Origin of the sequence: Pseudomonas fluorescens, assembly GCF_902497995.1 — a bacterium.
In the GTDB taxonomy this organism is placed as follows: Bacteria; Pseudomonadota; Gammaproteobacteria; order Pseudomonadales; family Pseudomonadaceae; genus Aquipseudomonas; species Aquipseudomonas fluorescens_BK.
Map to the genome: position 1 here is coordinate 365,634 of NZ_CABVII010000002.1, position 19,552 is coordinate 385,185.

The following is a 19,552-nucleotide window of genomic DNA, read 5'->3' on the forward strand; positions in this document are numbered from 1 at the left end:
TTTCAATCGAACAGCGCATCACTGCTGCACTGCGCCTCAAACCGCCCCGCCGGCATCGGACGCCCGAACAGAGACTCCTGAACCTCATCGCAACCATGTTCAGTAAGTATGGCAAAGTGCTACTTAGACCCGGCTGGACTGCCCTTCGTCATTCAGGTAGCTTTGCCGGTTACGCGGGAGCGTTCCAGCTCCTAAACTCAGACTTTTTCAGCGCGCACGCACTGGTCCACATCATGCGGCGACGCGCACGGTCTGGCCGGGCATCGCCTGCTCCAATCATTCATCAGTCACTGACCCAAGGTTCTCCATGGCTCAATACGTATTCACCATGCATCGGCTGGGTAAAGTTGTTCCGCCGAAGCGGGAAATCCTGAAAAACATTTCGCTGTCGTTCTTCCCGGGCGCCAAGATTGGCGTACTCGGCCTTAACGGTTCGGGTAAATCCACGCTGTTGAAAATCATGGCGGGCGTCGACACCGAGTTCGACGGCGAAGCCCGTCCGATGCCGGACCTGAACATCGGCTACCTGCCGCAGGAACCGATCCTGGACCCGACCAAGACCGTGCGTGAAGTGGTCGAGGAAGCGGTCAGCGTGATCAAGAACGCCCAGGCGCGCCTGGACGAGGTCTACGCGGCTTACGCTGAAGAAGATGCCGACTTCGACAAGCTTGCGGCAGAACAGGCCAAGCTCGAAGCCATCCTGCAAGCCAGCGACGGTCACAACCTGGATCGCCAACTGGAAGTCGCCGCCGATGCGCTGCGCCTGCCGGCCTGGGATGCCAAGGTCGAATTCCTGTCCGGTGGCGAGAAGCGTCGTGTGGCCCTGTGCCGCCTGTTGCTGTCCGCCCCCGACATGCTGCTGCTTGACGAGCCGACCAACCACCTGGACGCCGATTCCGTCGCCTGGCTGGAGCACTTCCTGCACGACTTCCCGGGCACCGTGGTTGCGATCACGCACGACCGTTACTTCCTGGACAACGTTGCAGGCTGGATCCTCGAGCTCGACCGCGGCGCCGGTATCCCGTACGAGGGCAACTATTCGGGTTGGCTCGAAGCCAAGTCCAATCGTCTGGCGGCCGAATCCAAGCAGCAGTCGGCCCACGAAAAAGCCATGAAGGAAGAACTGGAGTGGGTGCGCCAAGGCGCCAAGGCCCGCCAGTCCAAATCCAAGGCTCGTCTGCAACGCTTCGAAGAAATGCAATCGCAGGAATTCCAGAAGCGCAGCGAAACCAACGAGATCTACATCCCGGCCGGTCCACGCCTGGGCGACAAGGTCATCGAATTCAAGAACGTTTCCAAGGGTTATGGCGATCGCGTGCTGATCGACAACCTGTCGTTCTCCATGCCTAAAGGTGCCATCGTTGGCGTGATCGGCGGTAACGGCGCCGGTAAATCGACCCTGTTCCGCATGCTGATGGGCAAGGAAACGCCGGATTCGGGCTCCATCGAAGTCGGCGAAACCGTGCAGCTTGCTTGTGTGGATCAGAGCCGCGAAGACCTGGATGGCAGCAAGACCGTATTCCAGCAGATCTCCGAAGGTTCGGATCAGATCCGCATCGGCAACTACGAGATCCCGTCGCGCACCTACGTCGGTCGCTTCAACTTCAAGGGCGGCGACCAGCAGAAGTTCGTCAAGGACCTGTCCGGTGGTGAGCGCGGTCGCTTGCACCTGGCCCTGACCCTGAAAGAGGGCGGCAACGTCCTGCTGCTCGACGAACCGTCCAACGACCTCGACGTCGAAACCCTGCGTTCCCTGGAAGAAGCCCTGCTGGACTTCCCTGGCGCCGCCATTGTGATCTCTCACGATCGGTGGTTCCTTGACCGCGTCGCGACTCACATCCTGGCGTACGAAGACGACTCGCAAGCGGTGTTCTTCGAAGGCAACTACACCGAGTACGAAGCCGATCGCCGCAAACGCCTGGGCGAAGCGGCTACCCAGCCGCATCGTGTACGGCACAAGAAACTGGCCTGATTCGGGGTTGGTTGCGTGAAAAAAGCGGAGCCTTCGGGGTTCCGTTTTTTTTCGCGTTTTTTCCGTCACTTTGCGGTGCTGCCTTCGCGGGCAAGCCTCGCTCCTACGTTTGGCGGCATGTTTCCTGTAGGAGCGAGGCTTGCCCGCGAAGGTGATCCATCTAATGGTGCATAACCACCATTGTGAATCCCGTTTCAGGTGCAAAAAACGCTGAATTCGTTACTAATTTATATCCAATGCACCATTTAATTTCACATTCGCGACATTCGGCGCTGTCATGGTGCGCATTCAGTTTGTTAAAGTCCGGCCCAATCTCTTCCAACGACAACAAATTTGCCGAGACTTTTCCATGATCGAATCCGTCGAATCCTTCCTTGCCCGCCTGAAAAAGCGCGACCCTGACCAACCCGAATTCCATCAGGCCGTGGAAGAAGTCTTGCGCAGCCTCTGGCCATTTCTTGAGGCCCATCCACATTATCTGACCTCCGGCATCCTGGAACGCATGTGCGAGCCAGAGCGGGCGATTGTTTTCCGGGTGTCCTGGGTCGATGATCAGGGCAAAGTCCAGGTCAATCGCGGTTTCCGTATCCAGATGAACAGCGCCATTGGCCCCTACAAGGGCGGATTGCGCTTCCATCCTTCGGTGAACCTCGGCGTATTGAAGTTCCTCGCATTCGAACAGACCTTCAAAAACTCGCTGACCTCGTTGCCCATGGGTGGCGGCAAGGGCGGTTCGGACTTCGACCCGAAAGGCAAAAGCGACGCTGAAGTCATGCGTTTCTGCCAGGCCTTCATGGGCGAGTTGTATCGTCACATTGGGGCGGACGTTGACGTTCCCGCGGGTGATATTGGCGTCGGCGCCCGGGAGATCGGTTTCCTGTTCGGCCAGTACAAGCGCCTGAGCAACCAGTTCACCAGCGTGCTGACCGGCAAGGGGCCGAGCTATGGTGGCAGCCTGGTTCGCCCGGAAGCCACCGGTTTTGGCTGTGTGTACTTCGCTGAAGAAATGCTCAAGCGCAGCGGCGAAACTGTGGAAGGCAAGCGCGTCGCCATCTCGGGTTCCGGCAACGTTGCCCAATACGCAGCACGCAAGGTCATGGACCTGGGCGGCAAAGTGATCTCCCTTTCGGACTCCGAAGGCACCTTGTACTGCGAGGGGGGGTTGACCGAAGAGCAATGGCTGGCGTTGCTGGAGTTGAAGAACGTCAAGCGTGGACGGATCAGCGAGTTGGCCAGCGGTTTTGGCCTGGAGTTCCGTGCCGGCCAGTGCCCGTGGGAGTTGCCCTGCGATATCGCGCTGCCGTGCGCCACCCAGAACGAACTCGACCTGGAGGCCGCCCGCGCGCTGTTGCGCAACGGTTGTGTCTGTGTGGCGGAAGGCGCGAACATGCCGACCACCCTGGAAGCGGTGGATCTGTTCATCGAGGCGGGTATTTTGTTCGCGCCGGGCAAGGCCTCCAATGCCGGTGGTGTCGCGGTGAGCGGACTGGAGATGTCACAAAACGCCATGCGCCTGCTGTGGACCGGTGGTGAAGTGGACAGCAAGCTCCACGCCATCATGCAATCGATCCACCACGCTTGCGTGCATTACGGCGAAGAAAACGGCCGGATCAACTACGTCAAAGGCGCGAATATCGCCGGCTTCGTCAAAGTCGCCGACGCCATGCTCGCCCAAGGCGTGGTTTAAGCCGGCTCGATGCGGATGATCTCGATCAGCTGATTGCCGGCCGGGCGTTGCCACAGCACCTCGTCGCCGAGTTGCGCCCCAAGCAACGCCCGGCCGAGCGGCGAACCCCAGTTGATCAGGCCTGCCGCGGCGTCGGCCTGATCCTCACCGACCAGCTGCACCGTTTGCTCGCTAGCGCTTTCATCGGCGAACGTCACTCGGCTGCCGATCTGCACTTTTTGTGTCGAGTTGGCTGCGGTCACCACCTGGGCGCTTTGCAGCCGCTGGTTGAAATACCTCAAATCCCGCTCAAGATCGGCCAGGCGCTGCTTGTCTGCCTGTTCACCTTTGGCCGATTGCTCACTGTGCAGGTGTTGCAACTCAGCGACTTTCGCCTGCAACTGGGCCAGGCCCGTGGGTGTGACGTAATTGGGCTGATCACTGACCTGCCGTTCGACCGGCTGATCAGCTTGCGCGGCGGCATTATCTTCATTGACGAAGGCACGACTCATGGTTTTCTCCCGTTATAGGGTTTGGGCCATGGTCACAGGCATTAAGTTTCGACGGATGCCTGTCAGCGACTTATTGCTGCCACCAGGCCTGTTCGACGTCTTGCAACGAATCCATCAAGCTCCACAAAACCACTGTGGGAGCGGGCTTGCTCGCGAAGGCGGAGTGTCAGTCAGTGATGATGTCGACTGACACACCGCCTTCGCGAGCAAGCCCGCTCCCACAAGGGAATAGCGGTGCTTTTGAGTCAGTAGTGATACCACTTCAGCTCAAGCATCACTTCGTTCTCGGGGGAGGCCAGGTGGCTGAATTCGCGCTGTGCGCTCAGACGAAGCCCGAGGTTGCGCGACAACTCCCACTGTTGATTCAGACTTACGCTGCGGCGCACTTCACCGTTGGTGAAGAAGTCACCCTTGGCCTCCAGGCTGAAGTTGCCCAGCGGGTTTTTCCACAGCAGGCCGCTGTTGAAGCCCGCTGCCGGAGCGATGAAACCGGCGAAGTCACTGTTGTGCTCCACGCGCACGGTGCCCAAGGCGAAACCGAGCATGTCGTCGTCCAGTTGCCAGGTACCGCCGCCACCGCCGTTGACGTGGCTGACCAGGGTTTCGTCGTCGTGTTTGCCCGGCACGCGCTCCAGGCCGCCGGTGACCTGCCACGAGAGCGGTTGCAACAGCTCATTGCGCGGGGTCAGGGAACGGATGGTCGCCAGGTCAAGTTGCTGCAACTGCCACTGATTGCCTTCGTATTGGCGCAGTTTCATTTGCAGGATTTCAATCTGCGCACCCAGCGGGAAACTCTCAGCGTTGTCGTTGAGGTCGTGATAGGCCATGCGCAGGCCGTATTCGCCGAATGCCTGGTCGCCCCGGGTGCCGATACCCGCCTGCCAGGTGCGGGATTCATGGCCGTCCTCGGGCAGGCCGGGTTGCGGGATGTCCAGCTCCGGTGCCGGGTTCTGGTTGATCGCCCGCAGCAGTTCGAAACTGCGCTGTGCCCGTTGCGGATCGCGTTCCTGGCCGTTGGCGCGGTAGCGCTCCAACCGGTACGCCGCGTCGATGATCAGCGCCTGACGGTCGCGGGCTTGAGCCTTGAACGCCGGGGTTTGCAATTGCTTCTGGTCGGCGCTGACCTTCAACACCCATTGCTGTTCTTCATCGGTCAAGGGTTCGGCGCGGCTGAGCAATTCACGCTCCCGCGACGGACGATATTCAATGGATTGCACCAGCCCGGCTTCTTTCACGGCTTTGACGGTGTCGGTGGGAATCGCGGTCAGTGGGAATTGCTCGGTCAGTCGCAGGCTCGGACGGGCCACCTGCAGCAGTTCGAGCAGGCGATAAGAACAGTTTTCGTCGAAGAAGAAATAGTCGAACTGGATCTGTTTCAGTTCCCAGACATGCTCGACCATACGCTCGGTTTCTTGTTGAGTCAGGTTCAGCCGGTATTCCCACAGGTCGCGATTTTCGAGACTGCGGTACTCCGAGAGTTTTTCCTGATAAGGCACCAGCGCAAACAGGCCCGGATAGCCGCCCATCAAGCCCTTCCAGGCGTACAGGATGCTGTTGTCCGAGCCTTCGATGTAGGCACCGAAGTTGATCGCGTAACTGAGCAGGGCGGTTTGATCGCGCTGCACGTCAGCCTGGTCGATGCGCAGCAGGGTGTGGCCGAACATCGATGATGGACTGTTCAGATAGGCCGCGGGGAAGATCATCACCGCACTGTGGGGCGCGACATCCTTGAACCATTGCTTGAATTCGCTGCAGTCCAGCGTCGGCAGATCGTTCAGGTCGAGCTGCGCCTTCAGCCAGCGGGTGCGGGCGGGATAGACGCATTGGGCGTGCTGTTCGCCGGCACTCGCGGGGGCGTACAGCGCATGGACCGTCGCTGTCAGCTCACGATCGGGATGCTCGTTGCCGTCGGCAGCGAGGAAGAATTTCCTGTCACTGACATAGCTGCGCCAGCCGCCGAGCTTGGCCGTTTCGTAATGACCCAGAGATATCCAGAAAGGGTCGTTGGCCAGTTGCTGCAAACGTTGATTGTCGATGTGTGGCGCGGCGGACAGGGGGGCACAGACACAGAGCGCCAGCCAGGCAAGGCGTTTGAACATAAATGGCAACTTAAGTCGAAAAAAACAAAGACCAAAGAGGGGCAGGTCCAAAAAATAAAACCCGCTCCACAAGGGTGCGGGCGCGGGCCGAGCTTAAGCTTGAGTGGCGTACTTGACCAGACGAGGATCGTTTTTCAGGACGGCCAGGGTGTTGGTATGCACGTCCTCAGCGGTCACGTCAGCCTTGCTGAAGATCTGCTGGAAGTGCTCGTGAGTCACGGCGGCGAAGTGCGCACGGTCTTCCGGCGCCACGCCCAGTACCACGGCGTAGGTGGTCAGCGCTTCGCCCTGACCTTTAGCCATGTCTTCGGACAGCTCGTTCATCATGCCATTCATGGCCAACCAGGATTTGCCGCCATAGGTCAGCGACGCATTAGTCGAGCAACCGTTGGTGCCGGAGGTCATACCGAAAGTCGCGTTGCCGGAAGTGCCGTTGGTGGTGGATGCCAGGAAGTGAGCCGGGGTGCCACGCTGACCTTCAAACAGCATGTTGCCCCAGCCGCAATCCGGGCCGCCTGGCGCCTGAGCCATGGCGTTGATGGATACAACGGTGAAGAGAGTACCGAGAAGAATCCGTTTCATAGCTATGTTCTCTTTATGTGCATACCAATGGACAGGGTCTGGCCCGATCTGGCGCCAGTGGGCCGGTTATTGTTCCAGCCGCGCAGTTTGGAGTTTAGGCACGTTCCAGGGGTTCCGTGATTTTTTGCAATACATTCATTGGAAACATTGATTTAGACCCGGCCCGCCTGGAGATGTCACTTTGACTATGCTTTGGCTTGCGGCGCGCCTTGCAAGTGAACCATGGGCAGCGCCAGAATGCCGCTATCTGCCCCGCCTGATGTAAGGAAGCCCGATGCCTGATCCTGTTGCTGCCAGCTTGCGTCTAGCGCCCGAAGCGCTGACCCGTCCGTTTTCCGCTGAACAGTTCAGCTTCTCTACCACCAATGATCTGGAGCCCTTTCGCGGTGTGCTTGGCCAGGAACGTGCGGTCGAAGCCTTGCAGTTCGGTGTGGCCATGCCACGCCCCGGTTACAACGTATTCGTCATGGGCGAGCCCGGCACTGGCCGGTTCTCGTTCGTCAAACGCTATCTGAAGGCCGAAGGCAAACGCCTGCAGACCCCGGCGGACTGGGTCTACGTCAACAATTTCGACGATCCTCGCGAGCCTCGCGCCCTGGAATTGCCCTCAGGCACCGCCGGTGCCTTCATCGATGACATCAACGGTCTGATCGATAACCTGCTGGCGACTTTCCCGGCCGTGTTCGAACACCCGTCGTACCAGCAGAAGAAAAGCGCCATCGATCGCGCCTTCAATCAGCGCTACGACAAGGCATTGGACGTGATCGAGCGCCTGGCACTCGAGAAAGACGTCGCGTTGTATCGTGACAGCAGCAACATCGCGTTCACCCCGATGTTTGAAGGCAAGGCGGTGGACGAGGCGGAATTCGCCCAGTTGCCGGAAGCCGATCGCGAGCGTTTCCACGACGACATTTCGTGGCTGGAAGAGCGGCTGAACGAAGAACTCGCCAGCCTGCCGCAGTGGAAACGCGAGTCGAGCAATCAAATGCGTCAGCTCAACGAAGAAACCATCACCCTGGCCTTGCAGCCACTGCTCGCGCCGCTGTCGGAAAAGTACGCGGAAAACGCCGGCGTTTGCGGCTACCTGCAAGCAATGCAGGTGTACCTGCTCAAGACCGTTGTCGAGCAACTGGTGGATGACAGCAAGCCCGACGCCGTCGCGCGCAAGTTGCTGGAAGAGCAATACGCCCCGAGCCTGGTGGTCGGTCATCCGTTCAGCGGCGGTGCGCCAGTGGTCTTCGAGCCGCACCCGACTTACGAAAACCTGTTCGGCCGCATTGAATACACCACCGATCAGGGCGCGCTCTACACCACGTATCGCCAGTTGCGTCCGGGTGCGCTGCACCGCGCCAACGGCGGCTTCCTGATTCTTGAAGCGGACAAAATGCTCAGCGAGCCGTTCGTGTGGGATGCGCTTAAACGCGCCCTGCAATCGCGCAAATTGAAAATGGAATCGCCGCTGGGCGAGATGGGCCGTTTCGCCACCGTTACCCTGACACCGCAACACATTCCGTTGCAGGTCAAAGTTGTCATCATCGGTGCTCGCCAGCTGTATTACACGCTACAAGACCTCGATCCGGACTTCCAGGAGATGTTCCGCGTCCTGGTGGATTTCGACGAAGACATCCCGATGGTCGACGAAAGCCTGGAGCAGTTCGCCCAATTGCTGAAAACCCGCACCTCCGAAGAAGGCATGGCGCCGCTGACCGCCGATGCGGTGGCGCGTCTGGCGACCTACAGCGCGCGCCTGGCCGAACACCAGGGGCGTTTGTCGGCACGGATCGGTGATTTGTTCCAACTGGTCAGCGAGGCGGATTTCATTCGCCACCTGGCGGCTGACGAGATGACCGACGCCGGGCACATCGAGCGTGCACTCAAAGCCAAGGCCACCCGCACCGGGCGCGTTTCGGCGCGGATTCTCGATGACATGCTGGCCGGAATCATCCTCATCGACACGGACGGTGCAGCCGTCGGCAAGTGCAACGGGCTGACAGTACTGGAAGTGGGTGACTCGGCCTTCGGTGTGCCGGCGCGGATTTCCGCCACGGTATATCCCGGTGGCAGCGGCATCGTCGACATCGAGCGCGAGGTCAACCTCGGCCAGCCGATTCACTCCAAAGGCGTGATGATCCTCACCGGGTATCTGGGCAGCCGTTACGCCCAGGAATTCCCCCTGGCGATTTCCGCGAGTATCGCCCTGGAGCAATCCTACGGTTACGTCGATGGCGACAGTGCATCGCTGGGCGAGGCCTGCACCCTGATCTCGGCCTTGTCGAAAACCCCGCTCAAGCAGTGCTTTGCGATTACCGGCTCGATCAACCAGTTCGGTGAAGTGCAGGCGGTGGGCGGGGTCAACGAAAAAATCGAAGGCTTCTTCCGACTTTGCGAAGCCCGTGGATTGACCGGTGAGCAGGGCGCGATCATTCCGCAGGCGAACGTTGCCACGCTGATGCTCGACGAGAAGGTGCTGGCCGCGGTGCGCGCGGGGCAGTTTCATGTCTACGCGGTACGCCAGGCCGACGAGGCGCTGAGCCTGTTGGTCGGTGAACCGGCGGGTGCGCCGGACGAGAATGGCGAATTCCCTGAAGGCAGCGTTAACGCGCGGGTGGTGGAACGCTTGCGGGTGATCGCGGAAATGATCAGCGAGGAAGACCTCAAGGAGGCCGAGAAGGAGGCTGCACAGGAAGCACTGGTCGAAGCCAAACCGGCCTGAGACAGTTCTGAGGGGCGCATCGATCCACTAATGTGGGAGCGGGCTTGCTCGCGAAGACGGTCTGACATTCAACATTTATGTTGTCTGACACGCCGCCTTCGCGAGCAAGTCGAATCGTCGCACCGCCGCTCCCACATTTGTATTGGGTGAATCCTGAACAGGTGCCATCACTCTGACGTCAATATTCACACAATGACCATTCGGCGCCTTCTGGTCTTACTTGACGTGCCAGTCAGACTTTTCTTCTATTATCAGCTCAAGGATATCGACAGTAATCACAGGATCGAGACAGCCTTCCCGTGGGGGCTGAATACCGGATCTACCGAGGGTCGCCGCCATGTCGCGCAACCTCTGCCTTACACGTCAATGCCTGGGTCTCGTGACCCGTATCGAGTGTTCGATCCGCCCATTGGCGGGGGATACGGGCATGTGGACCTTGCTTTTCGCCGCCGGAATGGCCGGCGAACAACCTTCAGCCATCAAAGCCCAGGGCCCGTTCCATGGCCCTTTCGTGGCTGAGTCGATCCTCGACACCATTGTTGAAAGCCTGACCCTGCATGGCTACCAGCTGGCTGATGACCCACAGATCTGGTGCCTGCACCTGCAAGCCCAGCTGCGGGAAATCAATGGTGGCCGTTCGCGCAATCTCGGCTTCGAGTTCCGGCCCGATCACTGAGATAATCATGGGGCAAGGTCAGCCCTGTCGAGTTTGACCTCGAAACCATATTGCACGGTGACGAGGTCAGTTCGCTGGTAGGTTTCCAGTTGGGTGGGCTGGCCGTAGAAGTAATGCACAGCGAATATTGCCGGGCCTTCTGCGCTCGCCTCGTGACTGACCGACAGGATCTCCTTCAGGTAATGGCCGCTGCCATCCCTGGCGAAAAAACGCCAGTCCTGGGCGGGGAACGATTTCGAGTCAACCACCAGTGCGTTGCCTTTGATCTTCAGTCCTTTGGGTAATTGGTGGGCATCAATGGTTTTCTTGTCGACGGTGGCCATGAACAGGGGAAAGGAGCCGACCGCGTAGGCCGGTGTTTCCGGAAACAGGTTCAGGTCATAGGTGATAGTGCCGCGCGGGGGGTCGACCTGGAACGCCTGTGGCGGCAATTCGATCGGCCCATCGCGTTTACCACTGGCGTCTTCGGTAAAGAAAGTGACCGGGCTTTTGCCGGCGTTCAAAGCGGTGCCGAGCAGCTCGTCATTGAAGCTTCTGGGATGATCGAACTCAATGCGTGCGGCACTCGGATCATCGACTGACTGACGGATGCTGACACTTTTTTTCAGTTGTTCCTCGCCCAGCGTCGCCCCCTGGAGCCAGGTCGGGGCCTGGTCGTCGTACACCACCACCGGCAACGTCAACGGCTGGATGGATTTTGCCGTGGTGTGCTGGTCGAAGCGGCGTACCGGCAAGTTCAGGTCCCTGCGGGTCACCGTGGCAGCGGAAAAATCCAGCACGCTGACTTCGAGCGTCTCGATCGGACCGTTGAAGTACACCTTGGAGTAACGCTGTTTCTGTTGCTGCTCAAAGGTGCGTTGCGCTTCATCGAGCTGTTTTTCGAAAGTCTCGCTCCAGGCTTTCTGCTGTTGCATATTTGCCAGTTGCTTTTGATAGAAGGCTATTTGCGCAGCGGTTTCATTGATCGACCCTGAACGCGAGAGGAATTGCCCGGTGCGGTCTTTGGCCTGGACGATCAACGGGTTCAACGCGGTATCGCTGAGCTCGGCGGCCAGGGGCGCGCTGTTGCTGAATTCGACTTCGGCGTAGTTGTTTTCCATCTTCAGCAGGGTGACGCTGAGGTTGTCGTTGGTACGGGTCTGACCCACGTCCTTGTTCGTCAGGTCGAAGCTGTAGAGCCGCCGCGGCGCGATGACTTCCACTTTGCCCTGCAGACTCACCGGTTGTGGCTGGTTCTTGTTTTCGACGTCCAGGCCATCAATGAAAGGGTAGGTTACCGTCAGGTCATCGGGGTTGGTCAGGTTGGCGCTCGACGGACTCAGCTGAATGCCGGGATCGGTTTCCGACCATTCCGGCTGGAACGGGATGACGCGCTTGTTGCTCAGGGTCACCGACTGCCATTCCAGGCCATGGGGAAAGAGAAACGCGGCCGGAATGTTGAAGTTGAAGGGGAACACCGGCTGCAGATCGGTCAGGTAGTCGGAGCTGGAGTCTTTGTGCAGCACGAACAGGCCGTTGATGTAGGTATCGACCAGATCCTGTGGCGTAGGGTAGTGCTTGAGCACGGCGAGGACGTCTTCGTCGTATTCGGTTTCCACAGGTTTGCTCTCAAGCTTGAGCTGAGCACGCTCGAGCAACAACAGTGAACCGCCGAGTTCGGCCACGGCATCCTTGAGTTTCGGGTCCTGAATCGCATCCAGAGACTTCTCGAACTGCGCCGTCTTTTCCTCGAGGCTGACCGGGTTCTTGGCATCGCTGGGTGAGCAGCCACTCATCAGCAGGGCCAGGCAAATTCCGGCGCTCGTTAAAGGCAATCGCACATCCATTTTCCCGTCTTCCTGTCCGATGTCACTAAGCTGTCAATGGTTGGGACACTAGCAGAAAAACCTTGTCACACACGCGCAGGTTACGGATTTTTCGGTTGTTTCTGGGTGTAACGGGTGGCTGGTATACTCGCGGCCATTTCCAGCCTACCTGTGAGATTCAATGGAACGCTTTATCGAAAATGCAATGTATGCCTCTCGCTGGCTGCTGGCGCCGATCTACTTCGGCCTGTCTCTTGGGCTGTTGGCTCTGGCGCTGAAATTCTTCCAGGAAGTGTTTCACGTCATCCCCAACGTATTCTCGATGGTCGAATCGGAACTGATTCTGGTGCTGCTGTCGCTGATCGATATGGCGCTGGTGGGCGGATTGCTGGTGATGGTGATGATTTCCGGGTACGAGAACTTCGTTTCCCAACTCGACATCGATGACAACAAGGAGAAACTCAACTGGCTGGGCACCATGGATTCGTCTTCGTTGAAGATGAAAGTGGCGGCCTCCATCGTGGCGATTTCCTCCATTCACCTGCTGCGGATCTTCATGGATGCACAGAACATCGATCCCGAGCATTTGATGTGGTATGTGATCATTCACATGACCTTCGTGATCTCGGCGTTTGCCATGGGTTACCTGGACAAGCTGACCAAGCACTGATCGGTTTTTTTGCATTCCATACCGCCCGTCCGTTGCGAAACAGACGGGCGGTATCGTTTGTGGCTTGTGCTTTGAAGCGTCGAAGCCTATGCATGTAAGAAACCTGGGTCGCCACAGTGTGAGGTGTGTTCATGAACCTGCAAGAATTGAATGCCTATGCCATCGCCGGTAAAGTCGATGAACTCAACCTGATCTCGATGGAAGGGGGGATCTATCTGCTGGAAGCGCGCATGCACGGCGCGGCCTATCCCCTGAGCGATGCCCACGGCAAGGCACTTCATCTGCGCTCGGTCGAGCATGCCCGTGAAGTGCTACACGCCTTTCCCCGCTTGCCATTCAACCTTGTGCACACCTCGGTGCATGACGAAATGTGCGGACTCGGTGCCAGTTCGGAAGAAAGCCTGAAGCTCCCCATGGCCTCCCGAACTGCGTAGCAGCACTGACCCCCCTGATCAACACGATGGCATCTGTGCTAGTCTGCTGGCCCTTTTGGTTCCGGGCGCTCCGGGACGCGCTGTGCAAGCACGGCAAGTTCCCGGGCCGTCCGCACAGCGGAGCAGTGTCATGTCCGAAGTAAATCTGTCCACCGACGAAACCCGCGTCAGCTACGGTATTGGCCGTCAGCTGGGCGACCAGCTGCGCGACAACCCACCACCGGGCGTCAGCCTGGACGCGATCCTGGCGGGTCTGACCGACGCTTTCGCCGACAAGCCAAGCCGTGTGGGTCAGGAAGAAATGTCCGCCAGCTTTAAAGTCATCCGCGAAATCATGCAAGCCGAAGCGGCAGCCAAGGCTGAAGCAGCGGCAGGCGAAGGCCTGGCCTTCCTGGCTGAAAACGCCAAGCGTGATGGCATCACTACCCTGGCTTCCGGCCTGCAATTTGAAGTGTTGACCGCAGGCGAAGGCGCCAAGCCATCCCGTGAAGACACCGTACGCACCCACTACCACGGCACGCTGATCGACGGCACTGTGTTCGACAGCTCCTACGATCGTGGCGAGCCTGCTGAATTCCCGGTTGGCGGCGTGATCGCAGGCTGGACCGAAGCCCTGCAACTGATGAACGCCGGCAGCAAATGGCGTCTGTACGTGCCGAGCGAGTTGGCTTACGGCGCTCAAGGCGTTGGCAGCATTGCGCCGCACAGCGTACTGGTATTCGACGTCGAACTGCTCGACGTTCTGTGATCCTGTGATCCTGTGATTTTGCGATCGGCGTGATCCTGTAGGAGCGAGGCTTGCCCGCGAAGGCATCAACTCGGTTTCAAGCGCAAACCGAGTCGTCTGCATCGCGAGCAAGCTTCGCTCCTACAGGGTTTTTTCACATTACTCATACTTCGATCTTGTGCTGCAGATCGCTCGTCGGGCGCAACGCCCGGGCATAGCAGAACAGAAACAGATTGCGCACCAGTTCCTTGAGCACCACCGGCTCGCTGGAACTCAAGCCATTGACGTCCAGGTCACCCTGATCCTGCAGCTCGTTCAGGGCTTCTTCTTCAAGCACTGCACACACGTCCCCGGTTTCCCGATGCAGGATCCTGAGATAAGGGTGTGGGCGGTCCAGCCAGGCGTCGATCAAATAAGTCATGGTTCTCATCTCCATTGAAAGGCTTCAATGAGAATAATTCTTATTCATTAAATAGCAAGGGCCTATTGGCGGTTTGTGCTTTTTCCCGGGTGAAGAGTACGTAACCTGTAGGAGCTGGCTTGCTGGCGACAGGGTTCAGACTTGAAACCGGGTGGATGCCATTCGCCAGCAAGCCGGCTCCTACGATCTTGAAGCGAGGAGGGCGAAGCGCCATCCCACGCAGGGCGCGGGATGGTAATACAGCAGGATCAGACTTTTCTGACGAACTCGGATTTGAGTTTCATCGGGCCGATGCCGTCGATCTTGCAGTCGATGTCGTGATCGCCATCGCACAGGCGGATGTTCTTGACCTTGGTGCCGACCTTGACCACCAGCGACGTGCCCTTGACCTTGAGGTCCTTGATCACGGTGATGGTGTCGCCATCCTGGAGGACGTTGCCGACCGAATCCTTTTTCACGGTGTCATCGGACGCTGCTTCAGCTTCGCCGCCAGCGGACCACTCGTGGGCGCACTCGGGGCAGATCAGCTGCGCGCCGTCTTCGTAGGTGTATTCGGAATTGCATTTCGGGCAGGGTGGCAACGTGCTCACTAAAGCTCCTTGGATTCAGGATCGCTAAAAAGCGCACATTGTATAGGGTTTATACGGGGGAGGGGCGACACATGATTTGTAGGAGCGAGGCTTGCCCGCGAATGCGGTGTATCAGTCACATTGGTGTCGACTGGTAGTTCGCATTCGCGGGCAAGCCTCGCTCCTACAGGGCGCGCGTTAGTCAGTGAGTGCGGGCTACTGCAAATTCACTTAGCTCGACCAATGCATCGCGGTATTCGCTGGCCGGCAGCGCATCGAGGCACTTGATCGCACGGGCCACGTAGTCGCGGGCCAGCTGCGCGGTGTAATCCAGCGAGCCGGAAGCTTCCACCGCTTCGCGAATGCTCTCCAGGTCTTCAATGCCGCCTTTCTGGATCGCCTTGCGCACCAGTGCTGCCTGCTCCGGCGTACCTTCACGCATGGTGTAGATCAGCGGCAGGGTCGGCTTGCCTTCGGCCAGATCGTCACCGACGTTCTTGCCGAGGGTCTGCGCGTCCCCTTTATAGTCCAGCAGGTCATCGACCAATTGGAAGGCGACACCCAGGTGATCGCCGAAGGTACGCAGCGCTTCACTCTGTTCCGGTGTGGCACCGGCCAGGGCCGCGGCACTGTGGGTCGAGGCTTCGAAGAGCATCGCCGTCTTGCCGCGGATGACTTCCATGTAGGTTTCTTCGGTGGTGCTGGCGTCACGGACCTTCGACAGCTGCAACACTTCGCCTTCTGCGATGATCCGCGTGGCTTGCGAAAGGATTTTCATCACCGGCATGGAGCCCAGTTCGACCATCATTTCGAAGGAGCGCGAATACAGGAAGTCGCCGACCAACACGCTCGGAGCGTTGCCCCACATGGCGTTGGCGGTCGAGCGGCCTCGACGCATGCCGGACATGTCGACCACGTCGTCATGCAGCAGGGTAGCGGTGTGCAGGAACTCGATGGTCGCGGCCAGCAGGCGCATGTCATCGCCTTCGCGACCCAGGGCCTTGCCACACAGCAACACCAATAACGGGCGCAGGCGTTTACCGCCGGCCGAGGTAATGTAGTCGCCGATCTTCGACACCAGCGGCACTCGGGAAGTCAGCTGCTTCTTGATGATGCCGTCGACGGCTTTGAAATCGTCCGCCACCGCGCGGTAGAAAGCTTGGGGTTGCATCAGAGACAGTTGCTCCAGAAGGGTTGCGCGGCATGCTAGGACCCACGTCGGCGGGTGTCAAGGCACGATGGACGGCCTCTTGCATCGCCCCGGCAGCTTGCGTACAATCGCGCACCCTGAACTTCCTGGGCAGCACCTGCCTTACGCAATTGCAAACAGGCCTTCCAGCCTTATGCAGCCATGCCAGCCAATACCTCTTCTTATAAAGAGCTGGGTGAGCAGGATTATCGGAGAAATACCATGTCGTACGCAGTAATTGTTACTGGTGGCAAGCAATACAAGGTCGCCCCAGGTGAATACCTGAAGATCGAAAAACTGGAAATCGCTACCGGCGAATCCGTTACTTTTGATCGCGTTCTGTTGGTCGCCAATGGCGATGACGTGAACATCGGCGCTCCAGTTGTTGCTGGCGCTACCGTTGTGGCTGAAGTGATCTCCCAAGGTCGTCACGATAAAGTCCGCATCATCAAGTTCCGTCGTCGTAAGCACCACATGAAGCGTATGGGCCACCGCCAGTGGTACACCGAGATCAAAATCACCGGTATTCAGGCTTAATTTCAGCCTAATTCCTCACTAGGAGAATTGACTCATGGCACACAAAAAAGCTGGTGGTAGTACCCGTAACGGTCGCGACTCAGAAGCCAAACGCCTTGGCGTGAAGATGTATGGCGGCCAGGTTATCATTCCGGGCAACATCATCGTGCGTCAGCGCGGCACCCAATTCCACGCCGGTTACGGTGTTGGCATGGGTAAAGATCACACTCTGTTCGCTAAAATCGACGGCGTGATCAAGTTCGAAGTAAAAGGCGCTTTCAATCGCCGTTACGTAAGCATTGTCCCGAAGACTGACGTCGTCGCGGCATAATTACGTGGTTGCTGGAAAAGCCCTGTCTCGCGACGGGGCTTTTTCGTTTGTGGGGTGAGTCTCTTGCAAAGCTGTTTGTAATGGGCTCCAGCGCTGGATTTGCGGTCGCTGATTGAGGTCGCTGCGCTCATTTTTGCAAGAGTCTTATGTCTAGGTTTTTTCGGCTCGTCCGTATGACGAGAGGCGTTTTGTTATGAAGTTTGTTGATGAAGTATCGATTCGAGTAAAGGCCGGTGACGGCGGCAACGGTTGCATGAGCTTCCGTCGCGAAAAATTCATTGAAAACGGTGGCCCGAACGGCGGTGATGGCGGTGATGGCGGCTCGGTCTACATGATCGCCGACGAAAACCTCAACACCCTGGTGGACTACCGTTACACCCGGCACTTCGATGCCGAGCGCGGTTCCAACGGCGGCAGCACCGACTGCACCGGCAAGAAAGGTGAAGAGCTGGTACTGCGTGTTCCGGTCGGCACCACCGTCATCGACTCCGCTACTCAGGAAGTGATTGGTGACCTGACCAAAGCCGGCCAGCGTTTGTTGGTTGCTCACGGCGGCTGGCATGGTCTGGGTAACACCCGATTCAAGTCCAGTACCAACCGTGCTCCGCGTCAGACCACTCCGGGCAAGCCGGGTGAGGCGCGTGATCTGAAGCTGGAAATGAAGGTGTTGGCTGACGTCGGCCTGCTGGGCTTGCCGAATGCGGGCAAAAGTACCTTCATTCGTTCGGTGTCGGCCGCCAAGCCGAAAGTCGCCGACTACCCGTTCACCACGTTGGTGCCGAACCTGGGCGTGGTCAGCGTCGACCGCTGGAAGAGCTTCGTGGTCGCCGACATTCCGGGTCTGATCGAAGGCGCTTCCGATGGCGCGGGCCTGGGGATTCGCTTCCTCAAGCACTTGTCGCGTACCCGTTTGCTGCTGCACCTCGTGGACATGGCGCCACTCGATGACGCCAGCGCCCCGGATGCGGCTGAAGTGATCGTCAGCGAACTGACCAAGTTCAGCCCGTCCCTGGCGGAGCGTGATCGCTGGTTGGTGCTGAACAAGTGCGACCAGATTCTTGAAGAAGAGCACGATGAGCGCGTCAAGGAGATCGTCGATCGCCTGGAATGGACCGGTCCGGTCTACGTGATCTCGGCCATCTCCAAGCTCGGTACCGAGCGTCTGTGCCACGACATCATGCGCTACATGGAAGATCGTGCCGATCGCCTGGCCAACGACCCCGCCTACAAGGAAGAGCTGGCGGATCTCGATCAGCGCATCGAAGACGAGGCTCGTGCCCAGTTGCAGGCCCTGGATGACCAGCGTGCCCTGCGCCGCAGTGGCGTGAAGTCGGTCCATGACATCGGCGACGATGATTGGGACGAAGAAGATGTGGATGACGAAGACGGTCCGGAAATCATTTACGTGCGTGACTGATTCGTTGCGATAAACTAAAACGCCGCTCACTGGAGCGGCGTTTTAGTATCTGGAAATCGGAAGTCACGAATAACGTTATGGGCAGCGCTGGGTCGCGCTGTCCTCAAGCTAAGGTTGAAGATGATGCGGAGCAAGGTGACAGGTGCGCAGCGTTGGGTCGTGAAGATCGGCAGTGCGTTGCTGACGGCGGACGGCAAGGGCCTGGATCGCGCGGCAATGGGTGTTTGGGTCGAGCAGATGGTAGCTTTGCATGAGGCTGGCGTCGAGCTGGTGCTGGTGTCCTCCGGGGCGGTGGCGGCCGGGATGAGTCGCCTGGGCTGGACTGTGCGACCCAGTGCGATGCACGAGCTTCAGGCGGCTGCTGCCATCGGCCAGATGGGCCTGGTGCAGGCCTGGGAGTCGAGCTTTGCCGAGCATGGCCGGCATACCGCACAGATTCTCCTGACACACGATGACTTGTCTGACCGCAAGCGTTACCTGAACGCCCGCAGCACCTTGCGTGCGCTGGTTGAGCTGAAGGTTATCCCGGTGATCAATGAGAACGACACCGTGGTTACCGATGAAATACGTTTCGGCGACAACGACACGCTCGCGGCGCTGGTGGCCAACCTGGTCGAGGCCGATTTGTTGGTGATTCTCACGGATCGCGATGGCATGTTCGACGCCGATCCGCGTAATAACCCTGACGCCAACCTGATTTACGAGGCGCGCGCGGATGATCCGGCGCTGGATGCAGTGGCTGGCGGTACGGGTGGAGCGCTGGGGCGTGGCGGCATGCAGACCAAGTTGCGTGCTGCGCGGCTGGCGGCTCGTTCCGGCGCGCATACCATCATCGTTGGCGGGCGTATTGAGCGCGTGCTTGATCGCCTCAAGGCGGGGGAGCGCATCGGCACCTTGCTGTCGCCTGAGCGCGGCTTGTTGGCAGCGCGCAAGCAATGGCTGGCCGGGCACCTGCAAACCCGCGGCACGCTGGTGCTGGATGCTGGTGCGGTGACGGCCTTGTCCCAGGGCAACAAAAGTTTGCTGCCGGTGGGCGTCAAGTTGGTCCAGGGCAGCTTCCGTCGTGGCGAAATGGTGGTCTGCGTCGCGCCGGACGGTCGTGAAATCGCCCGTGGCCTGGCCAACTACAGCGCGCTGGAGGCACAAAAAATCATCGGTCAGTCGTCTGAGGCGATTGTCGGTCTGTTGGGGTACATGGCGGAGCCGGAACTGGTTCACCGCGATAACCTGATCCTGGTCTGAAGGAATACTGA

The 19,552-nt window shown here is 58.9% G+C and carries 18 protein-coding genes and 1 pseudogene; 11 read left to right on the forward strand and 8 right to left on the reverse strand.

Annotated elements, in window-relative coordinates; translation table 11 throughout:
- Window positions 1-2: 2 nt before the first annotated feature.
- Window positions 3-107: pseudogene (locus tag F8N80_RS32090) on the reverse strand (hypothetical protein); the annotation flags it as partial.
- Between the two features lie 200 nt (window positions 108-307).
- Between F8N80_RS32090 and ettA the strand changes: the two are divergent.
- Window positions 308-1,972, forward strand: a complete 1,665-nt coding sequence (ettA, locus tag F8N80_RS03650) for an energy-dependent translational throttle protein EttA (protein WP_150744307.1) — start codon at window positions 308-310, stop codon at window positions 1,970-1,972.
- 349 nt (window positions 1,973-2,321) lie between these two features.
- On the forward strand, window positions 2,322-3,659 hold the full coding sequence (gdhA, locus tag F8N80_RS03655) for an NADP-specific glutamate dehydrogenase (protein WP_150744306.1): 1,338 nt from the start codon (window positions 2,322-2,324) through the stop codon (window positions 3,657-3,659).
- Here the strand turns inward: gdhA and F8N80_RS03660 are convergent.
- The 3 genes from F8N80_RS03660 to F8N80_RS03670 all read right to left on the reverse strand — a co-directional run bounded on the left by F8N80_RS03660 (window position 3,656) and on the right by F8N80_RS03670 (window position 6,831).
- The gene (locus F8N80_RS03660; RefSeq protein WP_150783230.1) at window positions 3,656-4,150 is read right to left on the reverse strand and encodes a GreA/GreB family elongation factor; all 495 of its coding nucleotides are present in this window, start codon (window positions 4,148-4,150) and stop codon (window positions 3,656-3,658) included. The genes gdhA and F8N80_RS03660 overlap by 4 nt on opposite strands.
- 245 nt (window positions 4,151-4,395) lie before the next feature.
- The gene (locus F8N80_RS03665; RefSeq protein WP_150783231.1) at window positions 4,396-6,249 is read right to left on the reverse strand and encodes an Lnb N-terminal periplasmic domain-containing protein; all 1,854 of its coding nucleotides are present in this window, start codon (window positions 6,247-6,249) and stop codon (window positions 4,396-4,398) included.
- Window positions 6,250-6,342: 93 nt separating this feature from the next.
- A complete protein-coding gene (locus F8N80_RS03670) occupies window positions 6,343-6,831 on the reverse strand; it encodes a DUF3015 domain-containing protein (RefSeq protein WP_138964178.1) in 489 nt (162 codons plus the stop codon).
- A 274-nt stretch (window positions 6,832-7,105) separates the two neighbouring features.
- Here F8N80_RS03670 and F8N80_RS03675 point away from each other — a divergent pair, with 274 nt between their 5' ends.
- Both F8N80_RS03675 and F8N80_RS03680 read left to right on the forward strand, forming a co-directional pair.
- On the forward strand, window positions 7,106-9,544 hold the full coding sequence (locus tag F8N80_RS03675; protein WP_150783232.1) for a Lon protease family protein: 2,439 nt from the start codon (window positions 7,106-7,108) through the stop codon (window positions 9,542-9,544).
- A gap of 337 nt (window positions 9,545-9,881) precedes the next feature.
- Window positions 9,882-10,220 carry a PA4575 family protein gene (locus F8N80_RS03680; RefSeq protein WP_150744302.1) on the forward strand — a complete coding sequence of 113 codons (339 nt, stop codon included), beginning with the start codon at window positions 9,882-9,884 and terminating at the stop codon, window positions 10,218-10,220.
- 5 nt (window positions 10,221-10,225) lie between these two features.
- On the opposite strand, the gene F8N80_RS03685 is transcribed toward F8N80_RS03680, so the two are convergent.
- Window positions 10,226-12,046 carry a hypothetical protein gene (locus F8N80_RS03685; RefSeq protein ID WP_150744301.1) on the reverse strand — a complete coding sequence of 607 codons (1,821 nt, stop codon included), beginning with the start codon at window positions 12,044-12,046 and terminating at the stop codon, window positions 10,226-10,228.
- Window positions 12,047-12,206: 160 nt separating this feature from the next.
- On the opposite strand from F8N80_RS03685, the gene F8N80_RS03690 reads away from it, so the two are divergent.
- The 3 genes from F8N80_RS03690 (at window position 12,207) to F8N80_RS03700 (ending at window position 13,877) form a co-directional block, all read left to right on the forward strand.
- Window positions 12,207-12,695, forward strand: coding sequence for a TIGR00645 family protein (locus tag F8N80_RS03690; protein WP_150744300.1), 489 nt, complete (start codon window positions 12,207-12,209; stop codon window positions 12,693-12,695).
- Window positions 12,696-12,826: 131 nt separating this feature from the next.
- Window positions 12,827-13,129 (forward strand): DUF6482 family protein, encoded by a 303-nt coding sequence (locus F8N80_RS03695; protein ID WP_150744299.1) that lies wholly within the window; start codon window positions 12,827-12,829, stop codon window positions 13,127-13,129.
- 130 nt (window positions 13,130-13,259) lie between these two features.
- Complete coding sequence (locus F8N80_RS03700) at window positions 13,260-13,877, forward strand: FKBP-type peptidyl-prolyl cis-trans isomerase (RefSeq protein ID WP_150744298.1); 618 nt, start codon at window positions 13,260-13,262, stop codon at window positions 13,875-13,877.
- A 142-nt stretch (window positions 13,878-14,019) separates the two neighbouring features.
- Here the strand turns inward: F8N80_RS03700 and F8N80_RS03705 are convergent, their stop codons facing one another.
- The 3 genes from F8N80_RS03705 to F8N80_RS03715 form a co-directional block, all read right to left on the reverse strand.
- Window positions 14,020-14,277: a PA4570 family protein gene (locus F8N80_RS03705; protein WP_150744297.1), complete on the reverse strand. Its 258-nt coding sequence runs from the start codon at window positions 14,275-14,277 to the stop codon at window positions 14,020-14,022.
- 248 nt (window positions 14,278-14,525) lie between these two features.
- The gene (locus F8N80_RS03710) at window positions 14,526-14,867 is read right to left on the reverse strand and encodes a zinc ribbon domain-containing protein YjdM (RefSeq protein ID WP_064675813.1); all 342 of its coding nucleotides are present in this window, start codon (window positions 14,865-14,867) and stop codon (window positions 14,526-14,528) included.
- A gap of 181 nt (window positions 14,868-15,048) precedes the next feature.
- On the reverse strand, window positions 15,049-16,017 hold the full coding sequence (locus tag F8N80_RS03715) for a polyprenyl synthetase family protein (protein ID WP_150744296.1): 969 nt from the start codon (window positions 16,015-16,017) through the stop codon (window positions 15,049-15,051).
- A gap of 240 nt (window positions 16,018-16,257) precedes the next feature.
- On the opposite strand from F8N80_RS03715, the gene rplU reads away from it, so the two are divergent.
- From rplU to proB, 4 genes are all read left to right on the forward strand, one after another.
- On the forward strand, window positions 16,258-16,572 hold the full coding sequence (rplU, locus tag F8N80_RS03720) for a 50S ribosomal protein L21 (protein WP_003176051.1): 315 nt from the start codon (window positions 16,258-16,260) through the stop codon (window positions 16,570-16,572).
- A gap of 34 nt (window positions 16,573-16,606) precedes the next feature.
- On the forward strand, window positions 16,607-16,882 hold the full coding sequence (rpmA, locus tag F8N80_RS03725) for a 50S ribosomal protein L27 (RefSeq protein WP_007943982.1): 276 nt from the start codon (window positions 16,607-16,609) through the stop codon (window positions 16,880-16,882).
- 193 nt (window positions 16,883-17,075) lie between these two features.
- On the forward strand, window positions 17,076-18,299 hold the full coding sequence (gene cgtA / locus F8N80_RS03730) for an Obg family GTPase CgtA (protein ID WP_150744295.1): 1,224 nt from the start codon (window positions 17,076-17,078) through the stop codon (window positions 18,297-18,299).
- 123 nt (window positions 18,300-18,422) lie between these two features.
- Complete coding sequence (gene proB, locus F8N80_RS03735; protein WP_150744399.1) at window positions 18,423-19,541, forward strand: glutamate 5-kinase; 1,119 nt, start codon at window positions 18,423-18,425, stop codon at window positions 19,539-19,541.
- Window positions 19,542-19,552: the final 11 nt, after the last annotated feature.